Origin of the sequence: Proteus faecis (assembly GCF_003144395.1) — a bacterium.
GTDB lineage: Bacteria > Pseudomonadota > Gammaproteobacteria > Enterobacterales > Enterobacteriaceae > Proteus > Proteus faecis.
Window position 1 is genome coordinate 78,380 of the sequence record NZ_PENZ01000034.1, and the last position, 22,916, is coordinate 101,295.

Annotated in this window: 25 protein-coding genes and 1 other annotated feature; of the genes, 18 read left to right on the forward strand and 7 right to left on the reverse strand. The window is 38.0% G+C overall.

The window, feature by feature from the left end:
• Nucleotides 1-2: 2 nt before the first annotated feature.
• Together DK858_RS09925 and DK858_RS09930 are read right to left on the reverse strand one after the other, a co-directional pair.
• Complete coding sequence (locus DK858_RS09925) at nucleotides 3-890, reverse strand: manganese/iron ABC transporter ATP-binding protein (protein ID WP_109397254.1); 888 nt, start codon at nucleotides 888-890, stop codon at nucleotides 3-5.
• Nucleotides 887-1,744, reverse strand: a complete 858-nt coding sequence (locus DK858_RS09930; protein WP_228407306.1) for a metal ABC transporter substrate-binding protein — start codon at nucleotides 1,742-1,744, stop codon at nucleotides 887-889. Before DK858_RS09930 ends, DK858_RS09925 begins: the two co-directional genes overlap by 4 nt.
• Nucleotides 1,745-2,380: 636 nt before the next feature.
• Here DK858_RS09930 and DK858_RS09935 point away from each other — a divergent pair.
• Nucleotides 2,381-3,052 (forward strand): transglycosylase SLT domain-containing protein, encoded by a 672-nt coding sequence (locus DK858_RS09935; RefSeq protein ID WP_109397256.1) that lies wholly within the window; start codon nucleotides 2,381-2,383, stop codon nucleotides 3,050-3,052.
• On the opposite strand, the gene DK858_RS09940 is transcribed toward DK858_RS09935, so the two are convergent.
• Together DK858_RS09940 and DK858_RS09945 are read right to left on the reverse strand one after the other, a co-directional pair.
• Nucleotides 3,049-3,762, reverse strand: a complete 714-nt coding sequence (locus DK858_RS09940) for a MarC family NAAT transporter (RefSeq protein WP_109397257.1) — start codon at nucleotides 3,760-3,762, stop codon at nucleotides 3,049-3,051. The two genes, DK858_RS09935 and DK858_RS09940, sit on opposite strands and share 4 nt — an antisense overlap.
• Nucleotides 3,763-3,862: 100 nt before the next feature.
• Complete coding sequence (locus DK858_RS09945) at nucleotides 3,863-4,456, reverse strand: GNAT family N-acetyltransferase (RefSeq protein ID WP_109397258.1); 594 nt, start codon at nucleotides 4,454-4,456, stop codon at nucleotides 3,863-3,865.
• Between the two features lie 244 nt (nucleotides 4,457-4,700).
• Between DK858_RS09945 and DK858_RS09950 the strand changes: the two genes are divergently transcribed.
• Together DK858_RS09950 and DK858_RS09955 are read left to right on the forward strand one after the other, a co-directional pair.
• Nucleotides 4,701-5,039, forward strand: a complete 339-nt coding sequence (locus DK858_RS09950; protein ID WP_109397259.1) for a tRNA-binding protein — start codon at nucleotides 4,701-4,703, stop codon at nucleotides 5,037-5,039.
• 96 nt (nucleotides 5,040-5,135) lie between these two features.
• A complete protein-coding gene (locus DK858_RS09955; RefSeq protein WP_109397260.1) occupies nucleotides 5,136-5,825 on the forward strand; it encodes an AraC family transcriptional regulator in 690 nt (229 codons plus the stop codon).
• Nucleotides 5,826-5,834: 9 nt separating this feature from the next.
• On the opposite strand, the gene DK858_RS09960 is transcribed toward DK858_RS09955, so the two are convergent.
• Nucleotides 5,835-6,269 (reverse strand): PACE efflux transporter, encoded by a 435-nt coding sequence (locus DK858_RS09960; protein WP_109397261.1) that lies wholly within the window; start codon nucleotides 6,267-6,269, stop codon nucleotides 5,835-5,837.
• A gap of 120 nt (nucleotides 6,270-6,389) precedes the next feature.
• Between DK858_RS09960 and DK858_RS09965 the strand changes: the two genes are divergently transcribed.
• Nucleotides 6,390-6,860 carry a phage integrase central domain-containing protein gene (locus DK858_RS09965; RefSeq protein ID WP_109397262.1) on the forward strand — a complete coding sequence of 157 codons (471 nt, stop codon included), beginning with the start codon at nucleotides 6,390-6,392 and terminating at the stop codon, nucleotides 6,858-6,860.
• 291 nt (nucleotides 6,861-7,151) lie between these two features.
• Here DK858_RS09965 and DK858_RS09975 read toward each other — a convergent pair whose 3' ends face one another.
• Complete coding sequence (locus DK858_RS09975; RefSeq protein ID WP_109397264.1) at nucleotides 7,152-7,490, reverse strand: hypothetical protein; 339 nt, start codon at nucleotides 7,488-7,490, stop codon at nucleotides 7,152-7,154.
• 456 nt (nucleotides 7,491-7,946) lie between these two features.
• A complete protein-coding gene (locus tag DK858_RS09980; protein WP_109397265.1) occupies nucleotides 7,947-8,177 on the reverse strand; it encodes a DNA polymerase III subunit theta in 231 nt (76 codons plus the stop codon).
• Between the two features lie 278 nt (nucleotides 8,178-8,455).
• Here DK858_RS09980 and thrS point away from each other — a divergent pair, with 278 nt between their 5' ends.
• The 14 genes from thrS (at nucleotide 8,456) to arnD (ending at nucleotide 22,909) form a co-directional block, all read left to right on the forward strand.
• Entirely contained in the window at nucleotides 8,456-10,384 is a 1,929-nt protein-coding gene (gene thrS, locus DK858_RS09985) for a threonine--tRNA ligase (RefSeq protein ID WP_109397266.1), read from the forward strand.
• A 3-nt stretch (nucleotides 10,385-10,387) separates the two neighbouring features.
• Nucleotides 10,388-10,927 (forward strand): translation initiation factor IF-3, encoded by a 540-nt coding sequence (gene infC / locus DK858_RS09990; RefSeq protein ID WP_036937410.1) that lies wholly within the window; start codon nucleotides 10,388-10,390, stop codon nucleotides 10,925-10,927.
• Nucleotides 10,928-11,021: 94 nt separating this feature from the next.
• The gene (gene rpmI / locus DK858_RS09995; protein WP_004263702.1) at nucleotides 11,022-11,219 is read left to right on the forward strand and encodes a 50S ribosomal protein L35; all 198 of its coding nucleotides are present in this window, start codon (nucleotides 11,022-11,024) and stop codon (nucleotides 11,217-11,219) included.
• Nucleotides 11,220-11,261: 42 nt separating this feature from the next.
• Nucleotides 11,262-11,618 carry a 50S ribosomal protein L20 gene (rplT, locus tag DK858_RS10000; RefSeq protein ID WP_006537111.1) on the forward strand — a complete coding sequence of 119 codons (357 nt, stop codon included), beginning with the start codon at nucleotides 11,262-11,264 and terminating at the stop codon, nucleotides 11,616-11,618.
• A 107-nt stretch (nucleotides 11,619-11,725) separates the two neighbouring features.
• Nucleotides 11,726-11,849, forward strand: a sequence feature (Phe leader region).
• Nucleotides 11,727-11,774: a pheST operon leader peptide PheM gene (gene pheM / locus DK858_RS18500; RefSeq protein WP_120655563.1), complete on the forward strand. Its 48-nt coding sequence runs from the start codon at nucleotides 11,727-11,729 to the stop codon at nucleotides 11,772-11,774. Its footprint overlaps the feature before it by 48 nt.
• A gap of 99 nt (nucleotides 11,850-11,948) precedes the next feature.
• Nucleotides 11,949-12,932: a phenylalanine--tRNA ligase subunit alpha gene (gene pheS / locus DK858_RS10005; RefSeq protein ID WP_109397267.1), complete on the forward strand. Its 984-nt coding sequence runs from the start codon at nucleotides 11,949-11,951 to the stop codon at nucleotides 12,930-12,932.
• Between the two features lie 14 nt (nucleotides 12,933-12,946).
• Nucleotides 12,947-15,334 carry a phenylalanine--tRNA ligase subunit beta gene (gene pheT / locus DK858_RS10010; RefSeq protein ID WP_109397268.1) on the forward strand — a complete coding sequence of 796 codons (2,388 nt, stop codon included), beginning with the start codon at nucleotides 12,947-12,949 and terminating at the stop codon, nucleotides 15,332-15,334.
• Between the two features lie 4 nt (nucleotides 15,335-15,338).
• Nucleotides 15,339-15,635, forward strand: coding sequence for an integration host factor subunit alpha (gene ihfA, locus DK858_RS10015; RefSeq protein WP_023582381.1), 297 nt, complete (start codon nucleotides 15,339-15,341; stop codon nucleotides 15,633-15,635).
• 366 nt (nucleotides 15,636-16,001) lie between these two features.
• On the forward strand, nucleotides 16,002-17,012 hold the full coding sequence (gene btuC, locus DK858_RS10020) for a vitamin B12 ABC transporter permease BtuC (protein WP_109397269.1): 1,011 nt from the start codon (nucleotides 16,002-16,004) through the stop codon (nucleotides 17,010-17,012).
• Nucleotide 17,013: 1 nt separating this feature from the next.
• A complete protein-coding gene (locus tag DK858_RS10025) occupies nucleotides 17,014-17,763 on the forward strand; it encodes a vitamin B12 ABC transporter ATP-binding protein BtuD (protein ID WP_109397270.1) in 750 nt (249 codons plus the stop codon).
• Between the two features lie 134 nt (nucleotides 17,764-17,897).
• Nucleotides 17,898-19,043, forward strand: a complete 1,146-nt coding sequence (gene arnB / locus DK858_RS10030; protein WP_109397271.1) for a UDP-4-amino-4-deoxy-L-arabinose aminotransferase — start codon at nucleotides 17,898-17,900, stop codon at nucleotides 19,041-19,043.
• Complete coding sequence (arnC, locus tag DK858_RS10035; RefSeq protein WP_072062577.1) at nucleotides 19,044-20,024, forward strand: undecaprenyl-phosphate 4-deoxy-4-formamido-L-arabinose transferase; 981 nt, start codon at nucleotides 19,044-19,046, stop codon at nucleotides 20,022-20,024.
• Nucleotides 20,024-22,006 (forward strand): bifunctional UDP-4-amino-4-deoxy-L-arabinose formyltransferase/UDP-glucuronic acid oxidase ArnA, encoded by a 1,983-nt coding sequence (gene arnA / locus DK858_RS10040; protein WP_109397272.1) that lies wholly within the window; start codon nucleotides 20,024-20,026, stop codon nucleotides 22,004-22,006. The genes arnC and arnA overlap by 1 nt, the downstream gene beginning before the upstream one ends.
• 9 nt (nucleotides 22,007-22,015) lie before the next feature.
• Nucleotides 22,016-22,909 carry a 4-deoxy-4-formamido-L-arabinose-phosphoundecaprenol deformylase gene (gene arnD, locus DK858_RS10045; protein WP_109397273.1) on the forward strand — a complete coding sequence of 298 codons (894 nt, stop codon included), beginning with the start codon at nucleotides 22,016-22,018 and terminating at the stop codon, nucleotides 22,907-22,909.
• The last annotated feature ends 7 nt before the right edge of the window (nucleotides 22,910-22,916 follow it).

Here is a 22,916-nt window from a genome sequence, read left to right on the forward strand (position 1 = left end):
TGCTACTCTCCTTGTTTGCGCTGGCTTTGGTGCGCTGGAGTGTGTTCTTTTTGATGACCATAGAAGACGGCGGCACGTTCATCATCAGTAATAACAGTGAGTGAACGTGGATCGTCATCATCATGGAGATCAGAACCTGATAAGCTTATGTGACGTAACACGCCACCAAATGCGTGTTCTAAATTCTTTTGTGTAAATGTTGTTTCGGTTGGACCACTGTCTAACACTGTTCTATTGATTAAAATAACGTGGTCACAAAATTCAGGTACACTTCCTAAGTTATGCGTTGAAACTAAAACTAAATGGCCTTCTTCACGTAAATTGCGTAAAAGTTCAATAATGGCATTTTCTGTTTTAACATCGACACCTGTAAAAGGTTCATCAAGTAATAAAACAGTACCTTCTTGAGCCATTGCTCGTGCTAAGAAAACACGTTTTTTCTGACCACCAGATAGCTCACCAATTTGGCGGTGTCCTAAACCTGATAAGCCAACGCGTTCTAATGATGCTTCAACTACTTCATGATCGCGTTTTGAAGGAATACGAAAAAAGCCCATTTTTCCATAACGCCCCATCATCACCACATCAGAAACGAGAACGGGAAAGTTCCAGTCAACCTCTTCTGTTTGTGGAACATAGGCGATCATATTTTGTTTTAACGCCAATTGGATAGGGTTGTCGTTTAATGTAACTTTACCTTTAGAGGGTTTTACAAGCCCCATAATGGTCTTAAATAGTGTGGATTTGCCACTGCCATTGATCCCCACTAGGGCACAAATAGTGCCACCAGTGATAGAGAAACTTGCATCGAAAATAGCCGTATGACCGTTATTGTAAGTAACTGTAGCATTATCAACGGTCAATGTAGGATTCGCTTTTATATTGCTCATTGCCCAAATCCTTTCGCAATTGTATCTACTGTAATCGTAATTAAATCAATATAAGTAGGAACTTCGCCACCTTCGGTAGAAAGTGAGTCAACATAAAGAACACCACCGTATTTTGCGCCAGTTTCTTTGCTGACTTGTTTAGCGGGTTTATCTGAAATGGTACTTTCACTAAAGACAACAGGGATCTTATGTTCTCTAACGGTATCAATCACATATTTAACCTGTTGCGGTGTACCTTGCTCTTCTGCATTAATTGGCCATAGATAAACTTCTTTAAACCCATAGTCATGAGTTAAATAGCTGAATGCACCTTCACTGGTCACTAACCAACGCTCTTCTTGTGGGATACGAGATAATCTTTCTCTTAATGGGGCATCAAGTTGTTTAATTTTTTCTGCGTAGCGTGCTGCATTTTGATTATAAATAGCGGCATTATCTGGATCATGTTCAACAAGTGCCTTGCGAATATTTTCAATATAAATTAATGCATTATTCGGTGACATCCATGCATGTGGGTTAGGGTTGTTTTTGTAAGCACCTTCACTAATTGGCATTGGTGTGATGCCTTCAGTGACAACAACAGCGGGTACGTTACGCAATTCATTAAAAAAGCGTTCAAACCAACGTTCAAGGTTTAAGCCATTCCATAATATAAGATCAGCTTTTTGAGCTTTTACAATATCTTTAGGTGTAGGTTGATAATCGTGAATTTCAGCACCGGGTTTTGTGATTGATTCAACAATTGCAGCATCTCCAGCTACATTTTGAGCGATATCTTGAATAATAGTAAACGTAGTGACGACTTTTAGTTTATCTTTTGCTTGTGTAGGTGCTGTTAAAAATACAGATGCCATAAGGCATAAAGCTGTAAGTGAAAGTTTGTTTGCAGAGCGAAATATATCCATATTATTATTGCCTTTTATAGTTGCAGAGTTGTTTTCTTAATTGATAATGATTATCAATATCATTTCAAAAAAGTCAAGTTATCTCTGTGTAAAAGCTTCATTTGATAACTGCCATAAATAAGATAACAACATGTATTCCAATAAATGTTAAGTAGATTGTCGAGTTTTGTCACAAAAATTAACAATAGTTCGTAACTATTTGTGTAAGAGATGATTTTTATTACGCATAAAAATGCACTTTCTCCCTTATGAATTCAACGTCGGTTATGCCGCTACGATTTTATCGCGATCTCTCAATCTCTTTTTTACATTGCACTAATGCATACCATTTATTCAAAAATAAGTAATAACACGATATAAACTTGTTATGGCAGATTCTATTCTGATTAATACATTTGGGGGGCAATCATAGTGAATGGGATAGATTTGAGATAAAACACACACTAGAAGTAGTAATAGATTGATTTATTTTTCACGTTTTGCCATATTTTAGCATGCATTTTTGAGTGAAAATAGAATAACCATCTATAACTTATTGATGTATAAATATGTCTTTGTACAACCCTGTATGCAGAAGGATAAAACGTGAAAGTAAAAATCATCTTTTCTTTGGCAATTTTGCTTCTTGCTGGTTGTGCTGATAATGTTCGTCAACCTGTTCAAAAAGAAACATCGCGCTTCTTAAGTCAAAAACCAGTAGAGAATCGAATTAATAATGCTTCAATTTCAACGGCACAATGGAAATCAACACCTTTTGATACCCATATACAGCAAGCATCAAGCCGTTACGATGTTGATGAAACATTAATTAAAGCGATTATCCAAGTTGAATCAAACTTTAGACCTGAAGTTATTAGTAAATCAAATGCAGTTGGATTAATGCAAATTAAAGCGTCAACTGCGGGAAGAGATGTCTACCAAAATAGAGGTAAGGCAGGACAGCCAACGACGGCTCAACTAAAAGATCCTGCCATTAATATTGATTTGGGCACAGCTTATATTCAATTATTAAGAGAGCGCCACCTTGTGGGTATTGCCGATCCTGAAACTCTTTATTACGCGACTATTCTTGCTTATGTGAATGGCGCTGGCGCTCTTTTAAGAACATTTGATAAAAATAGAGATAATGCTATTGCTAAAATTAATTCAATGAGTGCGGATGATTTTTATCGTTATGTCGAAAAAAATCATCCGGCTTCTCAAGCGCCACGTTATTTGGCAAAAGTGAGAGCTGCTTACCACGCAGCAGATAATTAATCAGGCAAATTAGCGGCTGCTTGAGCCTGTTTTAATAAAGCAGGCAAATCAGCAATAATTTCAAGAACGCCATTGATCATAAATTGAACGCCCATACAGATTAATAAAAATCCCATTACGCGAGAAATAGCATCAATACCACTGTGGCCTAAATATTTCATAATGCGGGTAGAACCGCGAAGTGAAACCCAAACAATAACGCTAATTAAAAAGAAACTTGTTACAGGAGCAACATACAATACCCATTGTGCGATATCAGTGCGTGAGGGGATTGAAGCGGCTGTACTGATTATCATTGCAATCGTCCCGGGGCCTGCTGTACTTGGCATTGCTAAAGGAACAAAAGCAATATTAGGCTCTTTGGGATTATGGTGTGGGTTGTTATCGTCTGAAATAGGATCATCGACATTAGGTGTGTTTGGAAACAACATGCTAAAGCCAATAAAGGCAACTATCATTCCACCTGCAATACGAAGACCGGGGATAGAAATACCAAAGGTTGTCATTATGATCCGTCCCGCATAGAACGCGATGGTCATAATGAGGAAAATATACACACACGCCATTAAGGATTGTTGATTACGTTGTTCTTTGGTCATATTGCCTGAAAGGCCAAGCCAAAGAGCAACAGTCGTTAATGGATTGGTTAAAGGTAAAAGCAAAATAAGACCAAGACCGATAGCCTGAAAAAACTGGTAAACAGAATGCATGGAATATAACGGCTCCCGATAACAGGTAATTAAGGAGTAATTATGATAACAAATTAAACGAGATAAAAAGTCATTTTCATCATAATAATCTTAAGGTGTATTAGTATTTTTTCATAAGCCATTCTAAATGTAGTTTCACCGATCCCCAGTCATAATCAGTAATGCTATAAACGCAAGTATCCCTTTTTTGCCCCGTCGTTGTTAATCTATGATTACGCAAAATGCCATCTAGTTTTGCACCCAGTCGTTCAATTGCTCTACGGCTAGTTTGATTTAATATGTGAGTACGAAATTCAACAGCAATACATTGCAAGTCTTCTAAGGCATATTTAAGTAAGAGATATTTAGTTTCTGTGTTTATTCCTGTTCTTTGTACTTCTTTTGTATACCAGGTTGAACCAATTTCTAATCTTGGTGTTTGGCTATCAATATTCATAAAGGTTGTTATGCCAACGACACGGTTATTAGCTTTAGAAATAATGGAAAAAGGCAACATTAACCCTTTTTGTTGCAATTGAAGTTTATGCTCAATATCACGTTGTAACTCTGTTACAGAAGGAACGCTGGTATACCAAAGCTCATCAAGTTTATCTTTTTCAATGAGTTCATGAAGTTCTGAATAGTGCTCCATACTGAGAGGAACTAAACGCACAAGTTTTCCTTCCAAAGTTGCCCATTCTGTTATTTTTTTCATAATAAATATTCTCTGGGGTTATCAATAGGAATATTTTTTATACATAACAAAATTATGAATTGATATGATTATTTTAAATGTTATTAAAAATAGGCAAAATTCAGAATAATGAGGATCAGAGAAAAAAGAGTGTGAGTGATTCTTTCTCAACAGAGAATGACTGCCTCACCATAGGTGAGCCAGAATAATGCATGTTAATCTAACATTCAGTAATAAACTGTAAACACAATAGATTGGTAAAAAGATGACAGATTTAATTGAATGGGATGATTTTTTACGTGTAGAAATGAGAGTGGGAACGATTATTAGTGCAGAAGTAAATAAGAAAGCTAATAAACCTGCTTATGTTATGGAAGTTGATTTGGGCGAATTAGGCATAAAACGTTCAAGTGCTCAAATTACGGTAAACTATACGCATGAAGAGCTTGTTGGACGCCGTATCTTATGTGTATGTAATTTCCCAGTTAAGCGCATTGCAGGTATAAAATCTGAAGTCTTAATTACGGGGGCACCAGATGAAACGGGAGCAATTGTATTGGCTGAATTTAACTTGCCTTTACCAAATGGTTCACGTTTAGCATAAATAAGTATCTTGATAAGACACTCTTAAATAGTGATGTTCTGCTGAATTTTGATATAGTTATTATTTAATAGCAGGATGGGGATAAAGGAGTGTCTTTTGTTATTACCTCAATTGCATTTTCGATGTTATACACAAGAGACGGTATCTCATCAGCATGATAATTTATGGCAGATTATTTTCGGGCTTTCGGGGTCAATGGAAGTTAATTTCAATCGAGAAGATTTTTTGGTTTCTAATCAAAATTGCTTGATCATCCCTCCAACTATTCATCATGCCTTTTCAGGAAATATAGATAATAAAAATCTTATTCTAGAACTCCCTGCAACCTCACAGTGGCAAATAAGTGAGAAAGGTGGGCAATTTGCATTATCACCAGCAGTTATTGGTTTATTAGAGTGGTTGCATCAATATCCTCAACTCCCAGATCAATATTCAACGATAACACGCCTATTACTTGCTCAAATGAAAATACAAAAAGGGTGGCGCGATAGTTTGGATGTTTGGTTAGCGAATAAATTACATACGCCATTAACAACACATGATATTGCTTTCGCCTTTAATATATCAGCGAGTACGTTACAACGAAAAATGAAAGCAGAGGTGGGGATGTCTGTGATGCAATATGTTACTCAACAACGACTTAGCAAAGCGACTGAATTATTAAAATACACACCACTAAATATTGAAAATATTGCTTTAGCAGTGGGATATGACTCTCATTCTGCATTTAGTCAGGCATTTCGCCAATACTTTAATAAAAGCCCTACTGAGTATCGGCAGGATTAAGCCACTACACTACTTTATTTCTGCTGAATAAACTCGGGGACATAATTTATCGAAGGCAAGCGTGAATAAATAAGTATAGATAAAGAAGAAAACTAATATAGTTATTTCCATACTTATTGCTTTGATAAAACCTACGTTATACCACCACATATAAAGTGGAATGGTAAAGAAAAACAGACCTAATTCAAAACTTATTGCATGAGTTAGTCGTACTATGACAGTCCGTTTTTTTATTGTTAGTTTTGACTCAATTAATTCAAAGAAAGAATTAAAAATATAATTCCAAATCAAGGCAATAACAGAGACAGCGATTGCAACAGGTAGTGAGTTATTTGATTGGCTTTGACTTAATATTGCAAGTAAAACAGCGCTTAATAAAATAGCGAGAGTTTCAAAAGTAATAGCATAAACTAATTTACGAGGGCGGGGTTTTAGATAAAACATGTATATACCTTTTATAATAAAAATCTGGACCGCCCCAGAATAAGTTTTTTAAAGCCACGGTTTCCGCTTGTTTATTATGGTAGACAAATTAAATAAAAATTTCTATCTAGGAACATATTATTGGGAGGCAAGGATCCAATTATTGTCAAAGAAATGGAAATAGCTGATGAGGGTAAAAAGCTATTAGTAAACGAGTGTATAAATGAATGGTTAAAAAGCCCTCACGCGCAGAAGTTAGTAAAACATGATTTCTGGAAGAGGGCGTTACATCGTCACGTATCCACTAGTGTTGGTAAAATGATTGCTGAAGATATGGTTATAGCTCATTGGCAGCCTGTTTTTAAGAAAATGAGAGATAACAGATTGCCAACAATGGCAACCGAGATTCTTTCAAAGATGAAGCAGATATTTTCATACAGTATTCGTTCTGGAAAGCTGGCTGCTAATCCACTTTCTGAATTAAGAGCTGATGATGTTGGGATGAAACCAAAGGCAGGTAGGCGATATTTTAGTGATAAAGAGATTGGTATGTTTTGGCGGGCTGTCGATAACACCAATATGACTAAGCAAAGTAAGCTATTTATTAAGTAAGTTTTATTAACAGGATAAAGTTAGATAAATCGTTTATCCATTAAGGAAAGTGAGCACTATCTTGACTGTTAGGCATAGGCTAGAAGTGGCTTTGCAGTGTATCGCTAAGCTGCGAAATCTACACATTTCATCGCTCATTAACAGGGCAATTCTAAAACGTCGAATCCAATCACTTGAATACTTACATTGTGGCAGAAGTGATGATGGGCGGATAATTGCCGAAATCGTCGAGTGTGAATTAGGTAAGCTAGTCAACAAGCAGAAAACCAAATAGAGGCGCTAATAGTCTTTTTACTTTACTTGAGAATCTTCTCTTTCTGCAAATGTCTGTAACTCCCTAACATACCTATGCCATTGTTTTCCTTTTGATTCTTGCGCATATTCATGGATAGGAATGGTTCGGTCATGAATTATAGATTGGTCTATGCGAGACATTTCAAATATGACCACTGTGTCAGCGTTAACTAAATAGGTGTAAATATTTTCACCTTGTTCAATCATTTCGTAAATGCAAAATACCGACTTTAGTTCGGTAGGATGAATTACTTTCCTCAAATAAGGCACAAATACATCTCTCTGCATCTTGAGAAACTTCGTCATATAATTTTGGTTATCATGTTTATCTCTCATTATTGAGCTCCTATATCTGTTTTTATTTTAGATAAAAATATACCAGCATTCCGTCTAGCGTGAGTTTTTTATTAGGGGGAATATGTCAGAAAAATATCACGTAATAGTGGCTAAGACTAAGAAAGATAGTACAACCTATGAAGAGATGATGACCACTAAAGAACCTCGTGTGACTATGGGCTAATCGGTAGCACAAAAATAGAATACTAAATAAATTAGACCCAAAATAGCGTGTTTTGGGCGTTCTTCAGGCATGCGAGGATAAATAAAGATGAGCAATTAAGCTCTATTGCAGTTGTTCATTTCATGAAAGCACCAACCAAAATCTTGTCCAAAGATAGCCGAACGGTAAATTTGAGTCGTTTTTTGGGTAATGTTACTTTGTCTTCTGCTGGTAAATCAGGAAAAGATTTCTTTGTTGAAATGGTCACGACCACTTGCCCAAAACATGAGTAATCACTCTGCTTTCAAATACTGCACCGAATTCCCATCCGGCAACTTCTTACTTCTCTCACGATAAAACGCTAGTCGTTCATTAAAGTATGCTCTTAAATGTGCTGGTTGTTGTCTTTCAACTTCGGACGCAACAACTGGCATATTGAGGCGTTCTTTATATGCGATACCCGAGGCAGCCAAATCGACATTGATTTTGTCTTTTTCTTCTTGAGTTAGGTTTGCGAGGTTCATAGTAGATCCGGTTAGTTTTTGGAGAGTATAGCAGGGTGTGGAATTAAGATGCTGATGCAACTAACGATATATAATTTTTTTTCACTATGATACTATCGCGTCCGAGTTAGAGCAGTGCACCAACACATTTTGAGGTACTTTTGCTAAATGTGTACACAATGGTGTACATAACTTGCAGTGTGAAGCAAGTGCATGCTACTAACGTATTAAATTTTAAAGAAAAATGATGTTTGCATGTGATCTTGCGTATGGGTCACCACTGTAAATAAGGATTTTAAATGCCAATTATTACTCTTCCTGACGGAAGCCAACGTCAATTTGAAAATGCAGTTTCTGTCATGGATGTCGCTGCAGATATCGGGCCTGGACTTGCGAAAGCATGTATTGCAGGCCGTGTTAATGGTGAGCTGGTGGATGCTTGTGAATTAATCGAACATGATGCAAATCTAGCGATTATCACCGCAAAAGATGATGAAGGTCTTGAAATTATTCGTCACTCTTGTGCCCACTTATTGGGACATGCTATTAAACAATTATGGCCACACACCAAAATGGCGATTGGTCCTGTTATTGAAAATGGATTCTACTATGATGTGGATTTAGACCATTCTCTAACACAGGAAGATTTAGATACTCTAGAAAAGCGTATGCTAGAGTTGGCGAAAACAGATTATGACGTTATTAAAAAACGCGTAAGCTGGGCTGAAGCTCGTGAAACTTTTGTTTCTCGTGGTGAAGACTATAAAGTAGCTATTCTTGACGAAAATATTAGCCAAGATTCTCAACCAGGTCTTTATCATCATCAAGAATATATTGATATGTGCCGTGGGCCACATGTTCCAAATATGCGTTTCTGTCATAATTTTAAATTGCAGAAAATCGCAGGTGCATATTGGCGCGGTAACAGCGATAATAAAATGTTACAGCGTATTTATGGTACAGCTTGGGCTGATAAGAAACAGTTAAAAGCTTACTTAGATCGCTTAGAAGAAGCCGCTAAACGTGACCACCGCAAAATTGGTAAACAGCTTGACTTATATCATATGCAAGAAGAAGCGCCGGGTATGGCTTTCTGGCATAATGATGGCTGGACTATTTTCCGTGAGTTAGAAACATTTGTACGTTGTAAATTAAAAGAATATGATTACCAAGAGGTAAAAGGTCCATTTATGATGGATCGTGTTCTTTGGGAAAAAACAGGTCACTGGGAAAACTACAAAGAAAACATGTTCACAACATCATCAGAGAATCGTGAATATTGTATTAAACCAATGAACTGCCCAGGTCACGTACAGATCTTCAAACAAGGTCTACGTTCTTACCGTGATTTGCCATTACGTATGGCTGAATTTGGTAGTTGCCATCGTAATGAGCCATCAGGTGCATTACATGGTTTAATGCGTGTTCGTGGCTTTACACAAGACGATGCGCATATCTTCTGTACAGAAGAACAAATTTTAAGTGAAGTAAATGACTGCATCAAATTGATTTATGATGTATATTCTACTTTTGGATTTGAAAAAATCGTTGTTAAGCTGTCTACTCGCCCAGAAAAACGTATCGGTGAAGATGCATTATGGGATGTTGCTGAAGCAGACTTAGCCAAAGCCTTAACTGATAACAATATTGAATTTGAATATCAGCCAGGCGAAGGGGCGTTTTATGGCCCTAAAATTGAATTTACACTTTACGATTGTTTAGATCGTGCATGGCAGTGTGGTACAGTACAATTAGACTTCTCACTACCAGGTCGTTTAGGCGCATCTTATGTTGCTGAAAACAACGAGCGTAAAGTACCTGTTATGTTACACCGAGCAGTGCTAGGATCCTTAGAACGTTTTATTGGTATTCTGACAGAAGAATACGCAGGATTCTTCCCAACTTGGTTAGCACCACAGCAGGTTGTCGTGATGAATATCACGGATGGACAGGCTGATTATGTACAAAAACTCGTCAAAGAATTGCAAGATGCCGGAATTCGTGCAAAAGCAGACTTGAGAAATGAGAAGATTGGCTTTAAAATTCGTGAACATACTTTACGTCGTGTTCCGTACATGCTTGTCTGTGGAGATAAAGAAGTTGAATCAGGCAAAGTGGCGGTTCGTACTCGTCGAGGAAAAGACCTTGGCAGTATCGACGTTAACGAATTTAAAGAAAAGCTTCTGCAAGAAATTAGAAGCAGAAGTCTTCATCAGTTGGAGGAATAAGGTATTAAAGGCGGAAAAAGAATTCAATCAACGCGTCAGAATCGCATCAATGGTGAGATTCGCGCTCATGAAGTTCGTTTAACAGGTTTAGATGGCGAACAGATTGGAGTTGTTAGTCTGAAAGAGGCTCTTGAGAAAGCCGAGGAAGCAGGTGCTGATTTAGTTGAAATTAGTCCTAATGCCGAGCCGCCAGTTTGTCGTATTATGGACTACGGCAAATTCCTCTATGAGAAAAGTAAGACTCTCAAAGAACAGAAAAAGAAACAAAAAGTTATTCAGGTTAAGGAAGTTAAATTCCGTCCTGGTACAGATGAAGGCGACTATCAGGTCAAACTACGCAACCTGATTCGTTTTCTTGAAGATGGCGATAAAGCTAAAGTCACACTGCGTTTCCGTGGTCGTGAAATGGCACACCAACAAATCGGAATGGAGATGCTTAACCGCATCCGTGAAGATTTAGATGAACTGGCTGCTGTTGAATCTTTCCCTAATAAGATTGAAGGGCGTCAGATGATCATGGTGTTAGCGCCGAAGAAGAAATAGTCGGGCAATTCAAGTAATAGCGTCAGCCTTTAAAGGCTGATTGCTATTCGCCTTATTATTTTATGTTATTAACAATGCGAAGTGGATTATAGAAATGCCAAAGATTAAAACAGTACGCGGCGCAGCTAAGCGCTTTAAAAAAACTGCTGGTGGTGGCTTCAAGCGCAAACATGCTAACCTCCGTCACATTCTGACTAAAAAATCAACTAAGCGTAAACGTCATTTACGTCCAAAAGGCATGGTCTCTAAAGGAGATTTAGGTCTGGTCGTAGCTTGCTTACCATACGCATAAGTATCACTTTTTTAACAGAATATAGACATTTAGGAGTTTAATATGGCTCGTGCTAAACGTGGTGTTATCGCCCGTGCTCGTCACAAGAAAATTTTAAAGCAAGCTAAAGGTTATTACGGTGCACGTTCACGTGTATATCGTGTAGCTTTCCAGGCTGTAATCAAAGCTGGTCAATATGCGTACCGTGACCGTCGTCAGAAAAAACGTCAGTTCCGTCAGCTGTGGATCGCGCGTATCAACGCAGCAGCTCGTCAGAACGGTATGTCTTATAGCCGTTTCATCAATGGTCTGAAAAAAGCATCCATTGAAATCGACCGTAAGATTCTGGCTGACATCGCTGTATTCGACAAAGTAGCATTCGCTGCTTTAGTTGAAAAAGCGAAAGGTGCTCTGGCTTAATTATTTATTAAGCAATGGAAGAGGGAGTTTTCTCCCTCTTTTATTTTGTCTAAATTTGTGGCTTAATGATATAAATTCAATAAGTTAATATTTTAAGAGACATTACTAATGTTAAATATCGCTTTTTTCCGTTTCTTTTTTTACTTTAGCGCCTAATTCAAGGAGGCTTTTGCGCGTAAGAAAAGAAACGAAAAGTAGCGCCTGAGCCTCCAATATGGAGGCTTTTTTGTTTTCAGATCCCTATACTGGGTTAGAAACCAAAAAGGGCAATTTTATTCGTCATCATTGATAACAACTAATAGACCTCACAGGTCAAAGGAAGAGGAAACGATGCCACATCTCGCTGAACTCGTTGCTCAAGCTAAAGCAGCTATCGAAGAGGCACAGGATGTTGCTGCGCTGGATTCGGTTCGTGTTGAATACTTGGGGAAAAAAGGTCATTTAACGCTTCAGATGTCCACGCTGCGCGACTTACCCGCGGAAGATCGTCCAGCTGCAGGGGCTGTCATTAATCAGGCTAAACAAGATGTTCAGCAAGCGCTGAATAGTCGTAAAGATTATCTTGAATCAGCATTATTAAACGAACGCTTGTCTGCTGAGAAAATCGATGTATCTTTGCCTGGTCGCCGTATTGAAAACGGTGGTCTACACCCAGTAACTCGTACAATTGAACGTATTGAAACTTTCTTTGGCGAATTAGGGTTTTCTGTAGAATCTGGCCCTGAAATCGAAGATGATTATCATAACTTTGATGCGTTGAATATTCCTGCACATCACCCAGCAAGAGCTGACCACGACACATTCTGGTTTGATGCAAAACGTTTACTACGTACACAAACGTCAGGTGTACAAATTCGTACTATGCAAGATAAACAGCCACCTATTCGTATCATCGCACCAGGTCGCGTATATCGTAATGATTACGATCAGACTCACACACCAATGTTTCACCAAATTGAAGGCTTAATTGTTGATAAAGACATTAGCTTTACCAATTTAAAAGGAACACTACACGATTTTCTGAAAAACTTTTTTGAAGAAGATATGGAAATTCGTTTCCGTCCTTCTTATTTCCCATTTACAGAGCCTTCTGCAGAAGTCGATGTAATGGGTAAGAATGGAAAATGGTTAGAAGTGTTGGGTTGCGGTATGGTTCACCCAAATGTATTACGTAATGTAGGTATCGATCCTGAAGTGTATTCAGGTTTTGCGTTCGGTATGGGTATGGAACGCTTAACTATGTTACGTTACGGTGTCACCGATCTGCGTTCATTCTTCGAAAACGATCTTCGTTTCCTCAAACAGTTTAAATAAGGTGGGATTATCTCATGAAATTCAGTGAACTTTGGTTACGTGAGTGGGTAAACCCAGCGATTAGTAGCGAAGCACTTTCTGAACAATTAACAATGGCTGGGCTTGAAGTTGATGGCGTTGAAGCGGTTGCCGGTGATTTTCATGGTGTGTTTGTAGGTGAAGTTGTTGAATGTGGACAACATCCTAATGCCGATAAATTACGTGTAACAAAAGTTAACGTAGGTGGTGACAGATTACTCGATATCGTTTGTGGTGCACCTAACTGCCGTCAAGGCCTAAAAGTAGCGGTTGCAACAGTCGGGGCTGTATTACCAGGCGATTTCAAAATTAAAGCAGCAAAACTACGTGGTGAACCCTCTGAAGGTATGCTGTGCTCATTTTCTGAATTAGCTATTTCAGAAAACCATGAAGGTATTATTGAATTACCTGCCGATGCACCTATTGGTATGGATATTCGTGAATACTTAAAATTAAATGATAATGCGATCGAAATTAGTGTTACACCAAATCGTGCAGATTGTTTAGGTATTTTAGGTGTTGCTCGTGATATCGCGGTTATCAATAAAATGGAATGCCAAGTCCCTGATATGTCGCCTGTTGTGGCAACATCTTCAGCAACATTCCCTGTACGTGTTGAAGCGCCAGAAGCGTGTCCCCGTTATTTAGGCCGTGTTTTCACTAATATGAATGTGAAAGCAAAAACACCTTTATGGATACAAGAAAAGTTACGCCGTGGTGGCATTCGTTCTATTGACCCAATTGTTGATATTACCAACTTAATTCTACTTGAAATGGGGCAACCACTACATGCGTTCGATCTTGATCGCGTTGAAGGTGCTGTTGTTGTTCGTATGGGTAAAGAAGGTGAAAAACTGACTTTACTTGATGGCAATGAAATTACATTAAAAGAAGATGTATTAGTTATTGCTGACGAAAAACAGGCATTAGGTATGGCTGGCATTTTCGGTGGTGAATCATCAGGTGTTAATGAAGAAACGAAAAATGTCTTCTTAGAGTGTGCATTTTTCTCTCCATTATCTATTACAGGCCGTGCACGTCGTTATGGCTTGCATACCGATGCTTCTCATCGCTTTGAACGTGGCGTTGATTCTGAGCTGCAATATAATGCAATTGAGCGTGCAACTAAGTTGCTATTAGAAATTTGCGGTGGTGAAGTTGGTGAAGTAATTGATGTCACCAATAAAGCACATTTACCGAATATTGCACCGGTCAAATTAACACGTAAAAAATTAGACCGTTTATTAGGTCATGTGATTGATGATGCACAAGTTCTGGATTCATTAACTCGTTTAGGGTTCAAAGTTTCTGTTGAAAGCGATGGCTGGTTAGCAATAGTTCCTTCATGGCGTTTCGATGTTCGAATCGAAGAAGACCTGATTGAAGAGGTTGCTCGTATTTATGGTTACAACAATATTCCAGATGTCCCATTACGAGCTGATTTGGTGATGACCAATCATCGCGAAGCGAACTTGTCATTAAAACGTGTTAAAACAATGCTAGTAGATAATGGCTTCCAAGAAGCAATTACTTATAGCTTTGTTGATCCTAAGATCCAATCTTTATTACATCCAAATGAAGAGGCATTGATTCTGCCTAATCCGATTTCAGCAGATATGTCAGCAATGAGACTGTCTCTATTAACCGGATTATTGACGACTACTGTTTATAATCAGAACCGTCAACAGTCTAGAGTTAGGTTATTTGAAGCAGGTCTGCGTTTTGTTCCTGATAATCAAGCAGAATATGGAATACGCCAAGAACTTATGTTAGCTGGTGTGATCGCGGGCAACCGTTATGAAGAACATTGGAGTTTAGAGAAGCAAACTGTTGATTTCTTTGATTTGAAAGGTAATATTGAATCAATTCTGGAATTGACAGGCCAGCTAGATGAAATTACATTTAAACCAGCTAATCATTCAGCACTTCATCCGGGACAAAGTGCTGGGATTTATCTGAGAAATGAATATATTGGCTGTATTGGCGTTGTTCATCCAGAGCTTGAACGTAAACTTGACTTAAACGGCCGTACGGTAGTATTCGAAATACGTTGGAATGCAATTGCAAATCGCAGTTTACCACAAGCAAAAGCAATTTCTCGTTACCCTTCGAATCGTAGAGATATCGCTGTAGTTGTTCCGAATGATGTTGCTGCAGAAGATATTTTAGCTGAATGTAAGAAAGTTGGCGGAAATCAAATAGTTGGCATAAACTTATTTGACGTGTATTGTGGTAAGGGAGTAGCAGAGGGCTATAAAAGCCTCGCTATTAGCATAATCTTGCAGGATATCGAGCATACACTGGAAGAAGATGAGATTGCTGCAACAGTGAGTAACTGTGTAGCAGCATTGAAACAGCGATTCCAAGCATCCTTGAGGGACTAGACCTATGGCGCTTACAAAAGCTGAAATGGCAGAAAATCTGTTTGAAAAACTTGGTGTTAGCAAACGCGATGCAAAAGACCTTGTAGAATCCTTTTTTGAGGAAGTGCGTCGTTCTCTTGAAAACGGGGAACAGGTGAAGCTGTCTGGATTCGGAAACTTTGACCTACGTGATAAAAATCAGCGCCCAGGTCGTAATCCGAAAACTGGGGAAGACATTCCTATTACAGCTCGCCGTGTTGTTACTTTCCGCCCAGGACAAAAGTTAAAAAGCCGGGTTGAGAGCGCAACACCAAAAGAATAAGTTTTAAAAAACATCCAAAACGGCTTTCTTTGAAAGCCGTTTTTTTATCATGATTATCTGTATTTAATATTGATAATAAACGCACGTGGATGTTTATATTTATCAATATAGTCTGAATGGATATTTCTATTTGGATGGGATCTTTTTATTATCTTTCTTTCTATTCTTATTTTGACTCTTTCTTTTTATCACTTATCTGCATCAACATTGTGATAGTTAATCTCAATTTTTTCTTCATTGTTAGAGACCATCTTACATGTTCTAAATTTAGTTTTTCATCATTGAATGAGAACATGTTATGTTGCTAAAAAATTATATTATAAATAAAAAACAGTAAGAGCCATTGCTACATGGATAGGAAATAAAATGAATAAAGACATTAATCCTCTGATTAAATTTACTAAAAAACAACGCATTGACGACAGAAAAAAGCTGTTTCTAATGGTGTTAGTATTATGTTTCTTGTTTATTTTTTCCCTTTCTGTTGGTGAGATTTCGTTATTTCCAGATCAATGGCTAACGGATGAAGCCCATTTATTTGTTTGGCAGATCCGGTTACCCAGAATACTTGCAGTAGTGACAGTTGGAGCCAGCTTAGCCATTGCAGGTGCTATTATGCAGGCTTTATTCCAAAATCCACTCGCAGAGCCGGGGCTATTAGGCGTAAGCAGTGGTGCTGGTGTGTGTGTTGTATTGCTTATTGTTTTGCAAATTAATTTAAGTCCTTGGTTAATAAGCAGTGTCGCGATATTCGGTGCATTAGGTATTACTCTCTTATTAATGTTTTTTACTCGAATAAAAAAGTTATCTAATGCTCAGTTACTATTAATTGGTGTGGCATTAGGCGTTATGGCAAGTGCGATAATGACTTGGTTGGTTTATTTCAGTTCAGCTTTAGATTTAAGACAATTAATGTATTGGTTGATGGGGAGTTTTAGCGGCATTGATTGGCGTCATCAAATCTTATTTTGGGCTCTTATACCCATTGTTTTAATTCTTATTCTACAAGCCGATATTCTTAATTATTTATCTCTAGGTTCATTTAGAGCAAAGCAATTAGGTATATCCGTTAATCAATGGCGAAATTGGTTTATTTTAGCCGTTGGGTTATTGATAGGGCTCAGTGTTGCTTTAGCGGGCGCTATAAGCTTTGTAGGGCTTGTTGTACCACATTTATTGAGACTATGTGGATTAACGCATTATAAAACCTTACTACCAGCGTGTGCGCTTGCTGGAGGCGGATTGCTATTGCTTGCTGATTCACTATCTCGATTGATTTTAAATGGTGCAGAAGTTCCGATAGGGGTGATTACAGCAACGCTTGGTGCGCCTTTATTTATTTGGTTATTGGCAACAAAAGAGATAGGGCGTTTGTAATATGGCGTTACTTAAACTTAATAATTTAAGTGTTAATGATCGACTTCGCTTATTTACAGAGCAAGTAAACTATGGCGAGCGTGTCCACTTAATTGGCGCTAATGGTGCGGGAAAAAGCACACTTTTAATGGCGATTGCGGGAGAGCTTCCGTTTAGTGGAGAAATTATTCTAAACGAAACTTCAATAAGACATTATAAATATGATGATCTTTCTAGAATGCAGAGCATTGTTATACAACAATTGGAAGCTTTGTCATTTATGCCCGTTTTTCATTATCTCTCGTTATACCATCAATTGTCGAAAATGGATGCTCAGCAATTAAATATGCTGTTAAATGATTTTAAAATTGACAAATTATTGTCAAAAAACATTCATCATTTATCTGGAGGTGAATGGCAGAGGGTTAGAATTGTTGGCGCATTTATCCAATTATGGTCGAGTGATGATTTAAAAGGAAAATTAATGTTACTTGATGAACCAACGAATAATCTAGATGTCGTACAGTTGGCTATTTTGGATAAGTGGGTTGATAAATTTTGCCAATTAGGCGGTGCTGTTATTATGAGTACACATAATTTGAATCATTCCTATCAAAAAGCAGACAGAGTTTTGCTTATAAAAAATGGATACTTGGTTAATTCTGGCGCATCTGCACTTTTATTGGACGAAATTTTATTATCAACTACATTTAATACAAATATCAAGTGCATCAATGATGTTGATCATATTGATTGGCTAGTTTTACAATAATATGGCTATTGTTAAGCTTATCTCTGAGTAATTATTAAGGTTTTTTTAATGTTTTCTTAATAAGACTGATGCCGGTGAACAATAGTTTGTATATAATTGTTTTTTATTCATTCATTAATTAGGCTACATTTTTTATGAGTCACTTCCTTCCTTTCTCTCGCCCTGCGATTGGCGATGAAGAAATCAAAGCCGTTGAAGATGTACTGCGTTCAGGTTGGATTACAACAGGCCCTCAAAATCACCAATTAGAGCAAGATTTTTGTGAAAAATTTGGTAGCAAACATGCTATTGCAATTTGCTCTGCCACTGCAGGTATGCATGTTGTTTTAATGGCGATGGGAATTGGCGCTGGTGATGAAGTTATCACGCCATCACAAACTTGGGTTTCAACGATGAATATCATTACGTTACTTGGTGCGGAGCCAGTGATGATTGATGTTGATCGTGATACCTTGATGGTAAGTGCAGAAGATGTCAAAAAAGCAATCACGCCTAGAACGAAAGCGATTATTCCGGTTCATTATGCTGGTGCACCTTGTGATCTTGATGCATTAAGAAAAGTTGCACAAGATGCAGGAATTCCTCTTATTGAAGATGCCGCGCATGCTATAGGGACTCGCTATAAAAATGAATGGATTGGTGAAAAAGGCACTGCCATTTTTTCTTTTCACGCAATTAAGAATGTAACTTGTGCAGAAGGTGGATTGGTTGTCACTGATAATGACGAGTTGGCCAATAGAGTGCGTTGCTTAAAATTCCACGGTTTAGGGGTAGATGCCTTTGATAGACAAATTCAAGGTCGTAAACCTCAAGCCGAAGTTGTTGAGCCTGGCTACAAATACAATTTATCTGATATTCATGCGGCAATTGCGGTGGTGCAATTAAGACGTTTAGATGAAATGAATGCTAAACGAGCCGAGTTAGTTGCTCTGTATCGTGAAAAACTTAAAGACTCTCCATTAAAAATGTTGAGTGTCCCTGAATATTCACATTTACATGCAAATCACCTATTTATGGTGAGAGTTGATAAAAATACCTGTGGTATTGATCGTGATGCTTTTATGGAGAAATTAAAGCAGAAAGATATCGGTACAGGGTTACATTTCCGTGCAGCGCACACACAAAAATATTATCGTGAGCGCTATCCTTCTTTATCCCTTCCTCAATCAGAATGGAACTCTGCAACGTTATGCTCGCTGCCGCTGTTTCCTGATATGAGTAATGAAGATGTTATTCGTGTTGTAGATGCGATCAATGAAATTCTTTCGGAGCATATTTAAGTGTCAACATTTGATGAAATCAAGAAAGTATCGGTTGTCATTCCCGTTTATAACGAGGAAGAGAGCCTTCCTCAGCTTTTAGAACGTACAATTAAAAGCTGTAAACAATTAGAACAAGAATATGAACTGATCCTTGTTGATGATGGTAGTAGTGACAATTCAGCTAAGATGTTAGAAGAAGCAGCTGCAATTGAAGAAAATCACGTTATTGCAATTATTTTAAACCGTAATTACGGTCAACATTCCGCAATTATGGCTGGTTTTAATCAGGCTGATGGTGATTTAGTTATTACATTGGATGCTGATTTACAAAACCCACCAGAAGAGATCCCAAGACTTGTTGCGACTGCTGAAGAGGGGTATGACGTTGTTGGAACTCGTCGTCGTAACCGTCAGGATTCATGGTTTCGCAAAACCGCTTCAAAAATGATCAATTCAATGATCACTAAAGCAACAGGCCGCTCTATGGGAGACTATGGCTGTATGTTGCGTGCTTATCGTCGCCATATTGTTGACGCAATGTTACAGTGTCACGAAAGAAGTACATTTATTCCTATTCTTGCGAACACATTCGCTCGTCGTACTATTGAAATTGATGTCGCACACGCGGAGCGTGAATATGGCGATTCAAAATACAGCTTTCTAAAGCTTATTAATTTAATGTACGACCTATTAACTTGTCTTACTACGGCACCATTACGTTTATTAAGCATCGTCGGCAGTGTGATCGCTGTATCAGGTTTTGTTTTAGCCTTACTGCTGATTATTTTACGTATCATTTTTGGCGCAATGTGGGCCGCTGAAGGTGTATTTACACTTTTCGCAATCTTATTTATGTTTATCGGAGCGCAGTTCGTTGCAATGGGCTTATTAGGTGAATATATAGGCCGAATTTATAATGATGTAAGAGCGCGTCCTCGGTATTTTATCCAAAAAGTGGTTGGCGTTAATAAACCCAACGAAGATCAGGAAAAAGACTAATGAAAGCAATAGTATTTGCCTATCACGATATTGGCTGTGTCGGTTTAAAAGCACTTGAAAAAGCAGGTTATGATATTCAGGCAGTATTTACCCACACTGACGATCCTAATGAAAATCATTTCTTCTCATCTGTTGCTCGTGTGAGTGCAGAAATGGGATTGACTGTATTTGCACCAGAAAATGTCAATCACCCATTGTGGATTGAACGCATTCGTGAAATGAAACCTGATGTCATTTTTTCTTTCTATTATCGTCACATGTTAAGTGATGAAATCCTGAATTTGGCACCTAAAGGCGCATTTAATTTACATGGTTCTTTATTACCAAAATATCGTGGTCGTGCACCAATTAATTGGGCGATTGTGAATGGTGAAACAGAAACGGGTGTTACTCTGCATAAAATGACAGCGAAAGCTGATGCGGGTGATATCGTTGCTCAAGAAAAAGTCACCATTGCAGATAATGATACTTCTCTGATTTTACATGAAAAAGTAAGAGAAGCCGCTAATAAGTTACTTTCTGGTGCATTACCACATATTGCTTCAGGCAATTATTCAACAACTGCACAAGATGAAAGCCAAGCAACTTATTTTGGTCGCCGTTGTGCTGATGATGGTTTAATCGACTGGAATGCAGATGCTAAAACAGTTCACAACTTAGTGCGTGCTGTTACAGAACCATACCCAGGTGCATTCACTTTCTTAGGTGAACGTAAAATGATTATCTGGCGTTCACGCGCTGTTGCTGATAATCAAGGCAAACGTCCTGGTACTGTTATCTCAACAGAACCTTTAGTCATTGCGTGTGCGAAAGGTGCAATCGAAGTCGTTACTGGTCAAAGTGAAAATGGTCTTTATGTTCAAGGAAGTCGTTTAGCGACTGAAATGGGCATCGTGACGGATGTTCGTGTTGGACCAAAAGCAACGGCACAAGTTAAACGTCGTAAACGTGTTCTTATTTTAGGTGTAAATGGTTTTATTGGTAACCATTTGACCGAGCGTCTATTGAAAGATGACAACTATGATATCTATGGTATGGATATTGGTTCTTCTGCAATTGAACGCTTTATCGGTAATCCACGTTTCCACTTTATTGAAGGTGACGTGAGCATTCATACTGAATGGATTGAATACCACATTAAAAAATGTGACGTTATTCTGCCATTAGTGGCTATTGCAACACCAATTGAATATACCCGTAATCCATTACGTGTATTTGAATTAGACTTTGAAGAAAACTTAAAAATTGTACGTTATTGCGTTAAGTATAATAAACGTATTATTTTCCCATCCACATCAGAAGTTTATGGTATGTGTGATGATAAAGAATTTGACGAAGACAACTCTCGTTTGATTGTTGGTCCAATCAATAAACAACGTTGGATTTATTCTGTATCTAAACAGTTATTAGACCGCGTTATATGGGCTTATGGCGCCAAAGAAGGTCTGAAATTTACGTTATTCCGTCCATTTAACTGGATGGGACCTCGTTTAGATAACTTAAACTCAGCGCGTATCGGTAGTTCTCGTGCAATCACACAATTAATTCTGAATTTAGTTGAAGGTTCACCAATTAAACTGGTTGATGGTGGCGAGCAAAAACGTTGTTTCACTGATATTAATGACGGTATTGAAGCTTTATTCCGTATTATTGAAAACCGTGATAACAAATGTGATGGTCAAATTATCAATATTGGTAACCCAACTAACGAAGCAAGTATTCGTGAATTAGCAGAAATGCTGTTAGATTGCTTTGAAAAACATGAGTTGCGTGGTCATTTCCCTCCATTTGCAGGCTTCAAAAAGATCGAAAGTAGCAGTTATTATGGTAAAGGCTACCAAGATGTTGAACACCGTAAGCCAAGTATCAAAAACGCAGAGCGTTTATTGGATTGGAAACCAAGTATTGAGACTCGCCAAACAGTAGAAGAAACATTAGATTTCTTCTTACGTGGCGCAGTTGAAGAATTAGGCACTAAATAGGAATAAATAATGAAGAAAGTTGGTTTGAGAGTTGATGTGGATACTTATCAAGGAACGAAACAAGGTATTCCACAACTGCTGGATGTATTTGCCAGACATAACATTCATGCCAGCTTCTTCTTTAGTGTGGGACCAGATAATATGGGGCGCCATTTATGGCGCCTTTTAAAGCCTAAATTTTTATGGAAAATGCTGAGATCTAATGCTGCATCGCTGTATGGCTTAGATATTTTATTAGCAGGAACTGCATGGCCGGGCAAAAAAATAGCTAAAAATTTAGGTTATTTGATGAAAGAAACCCAAGATGCGGGGCATGAAGTTGGCTTGCACTCATGGGATCATCAAAGTTGGCAAGCAAAAGTCGGACGCTGGTCAACAGAAGAATTAATGCAACAAGTTCGTTTAGGTGTTGAAGCACTGGAAAAAGTACTTGAAAACCCTGTAAAATGTTCGGCAGTTGCTGGATGGCGTGCAGATGAACGCGTATTAACAGTTAAAGAAAATTTTCAATTCGATTACAATAGCGATTGTCGAGGAACGCATCCTTTTAGGCCTATTTTAGAAAATGGTTCTATCGGTACGGTGCAAATTCCAGTAACATTACCAACTTATGATGAAGTTGTTGGTACAAAAGTAAAGGATGAAGATTTTAATCGATTTATTATTGATGAAATCAAAAAAGATAGTGGAATACCTGTTTATACTATCCACACTGAAGTTGAAGGAATGTCAAAAGCCGCTCAATTTGAGCAGCTACTGGCAATGATTGCAAATGAAGGCATCGAATTCTGTCCGTTAAGCGATTTATTACCACAAGATAAAGAAACGCTTCCGATGGGTAAAGTTGTTCGATCTGACTTTCCAGGTCGAGAAGGCTGGTTAGGGTGCCAACAAGAGGTTTAACGAAACT